General features: G+C 69.0%; 6 protein-coding genes. 4 read left to right on the plus strand and 2 right to left on the minus strand.

Annotation, left to right across the window (positions count from 1 at the left end; all coding sequences use genetic code 11):
• Nucleotides 1–72: 72 nt before the first annotated feature.
• The 3 genes from ACEN2M_RS14585 (at nucleotide 73) to ACEN2M_RS14595 (ending at nucleotide 3831) form a co-directional block, all read left to right on the plus strand.
• A complete protein-coding gene (locus ACEN2M_RS14585; protein WP_441648864.1) occupies nucleotides 73–705 on the plus strand; it encodes a TetR/AcrR family transcriptional regulator in 633 nt (210 codons plus the stop codon).
• Nucleotides 702–2372 (plus strand): MDR family MFS transporter, encoded by a 1671-nt coding sequence (locus tag ACEN2M_RS14590; protein ID WP_441648865.1) that lies wholly within the window; start codon nucleotides 702–704, stop codon nucleotides 2370–2372. Before ACEN2M_RS14585 ends, ACEN2M_RS14590 begins: the two co-directional genes overlap by 4 nt.
• 295 nt (nucleotides 2373–2667) lie before the next feature.
• Nucleotides 2668–3831 (plus strand): NAD(P)-dependent malic enzyme, encoded by a 1164-nt coding sequence (locus tag ACEN2M_RS14595; protein ID WP_441648866.1) that lies wholly within the window; start codon nucleotides 2668–2670, stop codon nucleotides 3829–3831.
• A 38-nt stretch (nucleotides 3832–3869) separates the two neighbouring features.
• On the opposite strand, the gene ACEN2M_RS14600 is transcribed toward ACEN2M_RS14595, so the two are convergent.
• A complete protein-coding gene (locus ACEN2M_RS14600) occupies nucleotides 3870–4538 on the minus strand; it encodes a class I SAM-dependent methyltransferase (protein WP_441648867.1) in 669 nt (222 codons plus the stop codon).
• Nucleotides 4539–4741: 203 nt separating this feature from the next.
• Here ACEN2M_RS14600 and ACEN2M_RS14605 point away from each other — a divergent pair, with 203 nt between their 5' ends.
• Nucleotides 4742–6946 carry an MMPL family transporter gene (locus ACEN2M_RS14605; protein WP_441648868.1) on the plus strand — a complete coding sequence of 735 codons (2205 nt, stop codon included), beginning with the start codon at nucleotides 4742–4744 and terminating at the stop codon, nucleotides 6944–6946.
• A gap of 82 nt (nucleotides 6947–7028) precedes the next feature.
• Here ACEN2M_RS14605 and ACEN2M_RS14610 read toward each other — a convergent pair.
• On the minus strand, nucleotides 7029–7969 hold a 941-nt coding region (locus ACEN2M_RS14610), incomplete at its 5' end, for a YhgE/Pip family protein (protein WP_441648869.1).

The following is a 7969-nucleotide window of genomic DNA, read 5'->3' on the forward strand; positions in this document are numbered from 1 at the left end:
CCATACAGCCCCCACTGACCTTTCGCCAGTCCTGACTTGCACTAATCGTGAGAGGGTGCAAAACTGCACTCTATGTCTGAAAGTGCAACCATCACGCGCGTCGAGCGACGGATGCGCAAGACGGCCTCCAGCCTCACCTCGGTGTCGCGCCGGCTCACCGCCGAGCGGGGCCTGGCGGGGTTCACCATCGAAGAGGTCTGCGACGAGGTCGACGTGTCCCGCCGCACCTTCTTCAACTACTTCGCCTGCAAGGAGGACGCCGTGATCGGGGGAGACTCCGAGAGCGACTTCGAGCTCCTTGCCGAGGCGTTCATGGCCGGGGAGCCCGGCGACTGGTCCGTCGCCCTGGAAGACCTCGTCGACCTGGCCGTCGCCCACATCGAGTCCGACGACGTGGACGCCTCCACCCACACCGACTTCATGGCCGCCCTCGAGCGCGAACCCCGCCTGCTGGCCCGGTTCATCGGAGTGACCAGGGAGCGGGAACGTCAGATCCGCGCCCTCATCGCCAAGCGCGAGGGCGTGGAGGAGGACGACCCGCGGGCCGCGGCCGTGGTCAGCATCATGGCCACCCTCATGCAGTCATCCGCCCAGCGGTTCATCGATCCGGCCAATACCCAAGATTTCGCCACAATTCTCACGACCTCGCTCGCGGCATTCCGCACCGTGCTGGCCGTCCCCACCCCGAAAGGCAACATTTCGTGACCACCACCACTGCGGAGCCCCTGCTCCTCACCAAACGGCGAATCTGGATCATCTTCGGCGCCCTGATCGCCGGCATGCTCCTGTCCAGCCTCGACCAGACCATCGTCTCCACCGCGATGCCCACCATCGTGGGTCAGCTCGGCGGCGTGGAGCACCAGGTCTGGCTCACCACGGCCTACCTGCTCGCGACCACCATCGTGATGCCGGTCTACGGCAAGTTCGGTGACGTCCTCGGCCGCCGCAACCTCTTCCTCATCGCGATCGCCCTCTTCACCATCGCCTCGGTCGGCTGTGCCTTCGCCGGCGACTTCACCCAGCTGGTGGTCTGGCGCGCCGTGCAGGGCCTCGGTGGCGGTGGCATGATGATCCTCTCCCAGGCGATCATCGCCGACATCGTGCCCGCCTCAGAGCGCGGCAAGTACCTCGGCCCGCTCGGTGCCGTGTTCGGCCTCTCCGCCGTCGGCGGCCCGCTCCTGGGCGGCTTCTTCGTCGACCACCTCACCTGGCAGTGGGCGTTCTATATCAACATCCCGGTCGGCATCGCGGCGTTCGCCATCGCCTGGTTCGCCCTGCGGCTGCCGAGCAAGAAGGCCACCCAGCCGATCGACATCCTCGGTGTTCTCTTCCTGTCGACCTTCACGACCTGCCTGATCTTCTTCACCGACTTCGGCGGCAACGCCAGCCACGGCTGGGACGCCATCGAGACCTGGCTGTTCGGTGCCGGCATGCTGCTCGCGGCGATCCTGTTCGTCATCACGGAGGCGCGGGCCAAGGACCCGATCATCCCGCTGTCGCTGTTCAAGAACCCGACCTTCGTCAACGCCACGCTGATCGGACTCACCCTGGGGCTCGGCATGTTCTCCGCGATCGGCTTCGTGCCCACCTTCCTGCAGATGTCCTCCGGCACCTCCGCCGCGGCCTCCGGCCTGCTGATGCTGCCGATGATGGCCGGCCTGATCGGCACCTCGATCATCTCCGGTATCGCCATCACCAAGACCGGCCGGTACAAGATGTTCCCCATCATCGGCACGCTCCTCACCGCGCTCGCGATGGTGCTGATGACCAGCCTGACCGCCGAGACGCCGATCTGGCTCATCTGCGTGTTCCTGTTCATCTTCGGCGCCGGCCTCGGCCTGATCATGCAGGTCGTCGTTCTGGTCGCCCAGAACTCGGTCAACCCCGCGATGGTCGGCACCGCGACGAGCACGAACAACTACTTCCGCGAGGTGGGTGCTGCGCTCGGCGTGGCGGTGTTCGGCACGATCTTCACCAACCGGCTCACCGAGAACCTCCGCGGCGTCTTCACCGCCGCCGGCGCGAGTGCCACGGATGCCGACGCGGCAACGTCCTCCATCGACCCGCAGACCCTGAACGCCCTGCCCGACGCCGTGCGCGACGGCATCGTCGTCGCCTACGCGGATGCCCTGGCCCCGGTCTTCTGGTACCTGCTGCCGTTCATCGGGCTGGCCTTCCTCCTCGCCCTGATGCTCAAGCAGATCAAGCTGTCCGACGTGGCCGGCATGGTCGCCCGCGGCGAAGCCGTCGGCGGGGCAGAGGCCGAGGCCCTCGAGGCAGCTCACCACGGTGTGGCCGGAACGACAGCGGACGCCACCATCGACGCCCGCGACCGCGCCGACGACGCCGTCAAGGAACCCGAACCGCGCTAGACCGCCCGCTGGTTCGCCGAGTTGCGTCAGAATGCCCCTTCGCCACACGCGAAGGGGCATTTTGGCGTGAGTCACCGGCGTGGGCCTTCGCGACGTCGGCGAAAGTTACCCTTCGCCGGCTTAGAAGGGGCACTTTCGCGCAAGTCGCTGCCCGACTTCGGCACGCACCCGATCGCGGCCAATAGGCCTATGGTCCCGTTCGATCGCCCTCCGGGGGCCCTAGCCTGAGGCCAGGCCGGTCTTGTGATTCTCCACTGAGTGCGCGGCTTCCACGTTTCGACCGCGAAGGCCCGCTATGTCTCTCATCCTCCCCACCCAGCCCGCCGCCGTCAGCACCGATGAGATCTTCGCCGCCCACGAGGGCGGCAAGCTGCGCATCGAACTGGCCAGGCCGATCGACACCCGGCGGGACCTGGCCATCGCCTACACGCCCGGTGTGGCCGAGGTGAGCCGGGCGATCCACGCGGATGCCGCTGTGGCAGCGCCGTACACCTGGGCGAGCCGGCTGGTGGCCGTGGTCAGTGACGGCACCGCCGTGCTGGGCCTGGGTGACATCGGCCCGGCCGCCGCCCTGCCCGTGATGGAGGGCAAGTCGGCGCTCTTCCAGCGCTTCGGCGGGCTGAACTCCATCCCGCTGGTGCTCGACACCACGGACGTGGACGAGATCGTCGAAACCGTCGTGCGGCTGCGGCACAGCTTCGGCGCCGTGAACATCGAAGACGTCTCGGCGCCGCGCTGCTTCGAGCTCGAGGCCAAGCTCATCAAGGCCCTCGACATGCCCGTCATGCACGACGACCAGCACGGCACCGCCGTGGTGGTGTTGGCAGCGCTCACCAACGGCGCCAAGGTGCTCGGTCGGGAACGCTCCAGCCTGCGAGTCGTCATCTCCGGGGCGGGCGCGGCGGGCATCGCGATCGCGGCACTGCTGCTCGAGGTGGGCATCGAGGACGTCGTCCTGCTCGACTCCCGCGGCATCCTGAGCGGCCACCGCACTGATCTCACCGGGATGAAGGCCGAGTTCGCGGCGATCTCCAACCCGCGCCAGGTGCACGGCGGCCCGGCGCAGGCACTCGTCGCAGCCGACGTCTTCGTGGGCGTCTCCTCCAGCACCGTCGAGGAGCACCTGCTCGCGACGATGTCGGACGACGCCATGATCTTCGCGCTGTCCAACCCCGACCCCGAGGTCGCGCCAGACGTGGCCGGCCGCTACGCGAAGATCGTGGCCACGGGGCGCAGCGACTACCCCAACCAGATCAACAACGTGCTCGCGTTCCCCGGCATCTTCCGTGGTGCGCTGGATGCCGGCGCCCGCCGCATCACCACCGCCATGAAGATCGCGGCGGCGATGGCGATCGCCGACCTGGTCGGTGACGACCTCGCCGCAGACTTCATCGTGCCCAGCCCGTTCGACGAGCGTGTGGCCGGCGCGGTGGCCGCGGCGGTGATGGCCGCAGTCTAGGGAACCTGTCGAGACCCCGCGACCTGCCCTTCCGGGCGTTATTCGAGCCGGCTGGCCCGCACGATGACGTCGTGCAGCGGGGGGCCTCCCCGCCCGGGCGGGGTGCGGCTCTGCTCTTCGGCCGTGTGGATGTACCAGACCAGGGGGTCGAGGAGCGCGGTGATCCCCGCGGCGGTCACCGTGGCCTCGACGGGCGGCTCCTCGCTCTGCCCGCGGCCGTGCTCGTGGACATCGCCGTGCCCGTGCCCGTGGCCATCCGCGGCCCCGCCATGGAGGTGCCCCACGATCAACAGGGTGCCGCCAGGGGCGACCCAGCCTGCGATGCGCCTGTAGAAGTCCAGCTGCGGGATGGCCGGGTGCGCGTAACTCGTGGCCACCAGGTCGAACAGGCCACCCGGCTCCCACGTGGTGAGGTCGGCTTCGACCCAGGTCACCCGGTCGGTGATCGCGGCGTCCGCCGCACGCTCAGTGGCCTGGCGCAGGGCCGTGGCGGAGATGTCGGCCCCGGTCACCTGCCAGCCGTGGCCAGCCAGCCAGAGCGCATCCGCCCCGGCTCCGCAACCCGCGTCCAGCGCCCTGCCCGGGGTCAGGTCGGCGGTCTCACGCACGAGGTGCGGATTGGCCTGGGCCCCGTTCCCGCTCGCGGGGCCACCGTCAGCCTGCTGCCAGTGCAGTTCCCAGTAGTCCTTCTCAAAGCTGTGCGTCATCGGGCTCGGCCTTCTGGTCAGTGTCGCGAGGTCATCCGTCGATGCTGCCCCCTGCGCCAGCGAAAGGCAAGCCGAGTTGCGGATCTGGCAAATACGACTACTGCACGGGCAGTAGTGGAAGCTGATCCAGACGAACGATTCCCCGGTCCGGGGCCGCGGACACACTCGAAAGGTAGGTTTTTCCGCACATCTGAGGAGTAGCAATGTCCACGTTTCTTGCGCACGTCGGCCGGTTCAGCGCCCGGCATCGATTGGTCGTGATCGGGGCCTGGCTCGTGATCGTCGCCACCCTCATCGGCGCGTTACTCGTCGGCTCAGGCTCCGGCTCCACCGCAGCGGCCGATGTCTCCATTCCGGATTCGCCGGCGTCGCAGGCGCTCGAGCGCATGAACGAGGAGTTTCCCACCGACGCCGCAGCCGCGGGCGCCACCCTGCAATTCGTCTTCCATCCGGGAAACGGCACGGTGTCCGACCCGGCCGTCGCCGCCGAGATCGCGGGCGTCCTGAGCGATGCCGCGGCCCTGCCCGGCGTCGAGGCGGTGACCGACCCGTTCGATCCGGCCCGGCCGTACGTGTCGGCCGACCAGAGCATCGCGGTGGCGACCCTGACCTACGGCGACCTGTCGGCCGATGAGCAGGTCGCCTCCTACGACGCGGCGCTGGCGCTGCAGTCCGCCACCCCGAGCGACCTCGGCGCCGAACTCGGCGGCAACCTCGTTCCGCTGGGCGCACCGGCACCCGGCATCGGTGAAGGCGTCGGCGTGGTCATCGCCTTCCTCGTGCTCATCCTCACCTTCGGTTCGCTCATCGCGGCGGGGGTCAACCTGCTGATCGCGGTGTTCGGGGTCGGCATCAGCCTCGTCGGTGTCCTCGCCTACGGAGCGTTCTTCCCGGTCGGCGAGAACTCGATCATCCTCGCGTCGATGCTCGGCCTGGCCGTGGGCATCGACTACTCCCTCTTCATCCTCTCCCGCTTCCGCATCGAACTCCGCGGTGGCAAGAGTGTTGAGGATGCCGTCGCCCGAGCGACCGGAACCGCCGGCACGGCCGTGGTCTTCGCCGGTCTCACCGTGATCGTCGCGCTGGTGGCCCTGCTGGTCGCGAACCTCAGCTTCATCACCGAGATGGGTGTCGCGGCGGCGGCCGCCGTCGCCGTCGCCGTGCTGCTGGCCCTCACGCTGCTGCCCGCGATCATGCGCACCATGGGCACCAGGGCGCTGCCGAAGACGCAGCGCACCGAGCTCGCCAACGGCAGTGTCTGGCAGGAAGGCGCCGTGCAGAAACGCGGGCTGATGCGCGCCTGGGGCAGCGTCGTCGTCAACCGGCCGGTCCTGTCGGTCATCGCCGGGGTGCTGATCCTCGTCGTGGTCGCGTTACCGTTCCTCAGCATGAAGACGGCGTTCAACGTGCCGGGCGGCGCCGACCCCAGCTCGACCGAGCGCACCGCGTACAACCTCATCGTCGACGAATTCGGCGGCAGCCAGAGCCCCCTCATAGTTCTCGCCGAGGGCGACGACATCACCACGAAGACGGCCGGGATCGAGGCCGACCTGGCCGCGCTCGACGGAGCCCAGCTGGTGGTCCCGGCCAAGATCTCCGCTGACGGCAGCATGGCCCGCATCATCCTCATCCCCGCGGGCAGCCCGATCGACGAGCAGACGAAAGACCTGGTGCACTCGATCCGGGAGGGCGCCGACGCCGTGACGGGTGTGCACCTCGAGGTGACCGGGGAAACGGCGATCGGCATCGATCAGGACGCCGCGCTGATGAGCGCACTGATCAAGTACATCGTCGTGATCGTCGTGATCTCGATGCTCCTGTTGATCGTGATGTTCCGGTCCCTGCTCATCCCGCTCATCGCCACCCTCGGCTACCTCCTGTCGGTGGCGGCGTCGTTCGGCGCGAGCACCGCCGTCTTCCAGTGGGGCTGGCTCGATCCGGTCATCGCGGCGCCGCAGGGCGACCCGATGCTCAGCCTGCTGCCGCTGCTGCTGGTCGGGGTGCTGTTCGGGCTCGCCATGGACTACCAGGTGTTCCTGGTCTCCCGCATCAAGGAGATGCATGACAGCGGCCTGGCGCCCAAGCAGGCGATCCGGGAAGGATTCGCCCGCTCCGGCCCGGTGCTCGTGGCGGCCGCCACCATCATGACCGTCGTGTTCGGCGGCTTCGCCACCGGCACCTTCGCCATCGGCGCATCCATCGCGTTCGGTCTGATGGTGGGCGTGCTGGCGGATGCGTTCATCGTGCGGCTCGTGCTCATGCCGGCCATGCTCAGCCTGCTCGGTGAGTCGGCCTGGTGGCTGCCGGCGTGGCTCGACAAGATCCTCCCGAACATCGACACCGATGGCCACGCGCTCGATGCCGAGCCCGCCACGGCGGAGGACAACCGGGTGCCGGTCGGCGTGTAGCCGACCGAGAGGGGGACGGGCCGGTGCCGTATAGGCACCGGCCCATCGCTCTGCCCGCCCGCAGAACCTGGAGCGGCCCGGACTAGCCGATCAGGCTGGGCTTCAGGTCGCGCAGGGTGCGGAAGTGGGTCATCCGCACCACGCCGACGGCGGCGAGGGCGAGCGCCCCGGTGAGCCAGAGCAGCAGCACCCCGGCATCGTTGAGTGCGGTGGCCGGGTTGCCGCCGTACATCAGCTGGCGGATGCCGTCGACGGCGTAGCTCATCGGCATCACGTGGTGCAGGAACGCCAGCGGTGCCGGCAGGGTCTGCCAGGGGAACGTGCCGCCGGCGGTGACCAGCTGCAGCACCATCAGCACCAGGCCGACGAACTGGCCCACGCTGCCCAGCCACACGTTCAGCGCGAGGATGATCGCGGCGAAGGTCATCGCGGCCAGGCCCATCATGGCGTACGTGCCGATCGGGTTGTGCACCTCGAAGTGCAGCACCCCGGTGAGGATCCCGAAGAGGGCAGCCATCTGCAGCAGGCCCAGGATGCCCGGGGTGAGCCAGCCGGCCAGGGTGATCTTCAGCGGCGAGTGCAGCGCCGTGATGGCGCGGCGGGAGACCGGCTTCACGATCAGGAACAGCGCGTAGATGCCGATCCAGCCGGCCAGGCTGGCGAAGAACGGGGCCAGGCCCGCGCCGTAGGTGCCCGCGGAGGTCACGGCCGCCTTCTGCAGGTCGACGGGGTCGGCGATCGTCGAACTCTGCAGGTCGCGGGTGGATGTGTCGGTGTCGGGGATGCTGCCGACGCCGTCGTCGAGGCCGTCGCGCAACGTGCCCGCACCGGTCTTGAGCCCCAACAGCCCGTCGCTGAGCGAGGACGCGCCGGTGGCGAGGGTCTCGGCACCACTGGCCGCGGTCTGCGCGCCGGCGGCGGCCTCCGCGGCGCCCGCCGCGGTCTGGTCGGCGCCCGTGGCGGTCTGCGCGCCGCCGTCGGCCGTCGTGTGCGCACGCAGCCGGGCGATCGAGAGGGCCAGCA

The sequence above is a fragment of the Cryobacterium sp. W22_MBD10_FK3 genome, from assembly GCF_052113745.1.
In the GTDB taxonomy this organism is placed as follows: Bacteria; Actinomycetota; Actinomycetes; order Actinomycetales; family Microbacteriaceae; genus Cryobacterium.

What these genes read in the sequence shown, in the direction of transcription:
- ACEN2M_RS14585 (WP_441648864.1), top strand. Translation starts at nt 73, where the DNA reads ATGTCTGAAAGTGCAACCATCACGCGCGTCGAGCGACGGATGCGCAAG.
- ACEN2M_RS14605 (WP_441648868.1), top strand. Translation starts at nt 4,742, where the DNA reads ATGTCCACGTTTCTTGCGCACGTCGGCCGGTTCAGCGCCCGGCATCGA.
- ACEN2M_RS14595 (WP_441648866.1), top strand. Translation starts at nt 2,668, where the DNA reads ATGTCTCTCATCCTCCCCACCCAGCCCGCCGCCGTCAGCACCGATGAG.
- ACEN2M_RS14600 (WP_441648867.1), bottom strand. Translation starts at nt 4,538, where the DNA reads ATGACGCACAGCTTTGAGAAGGACTACTGGGAACTGCACTGGCAGCAG.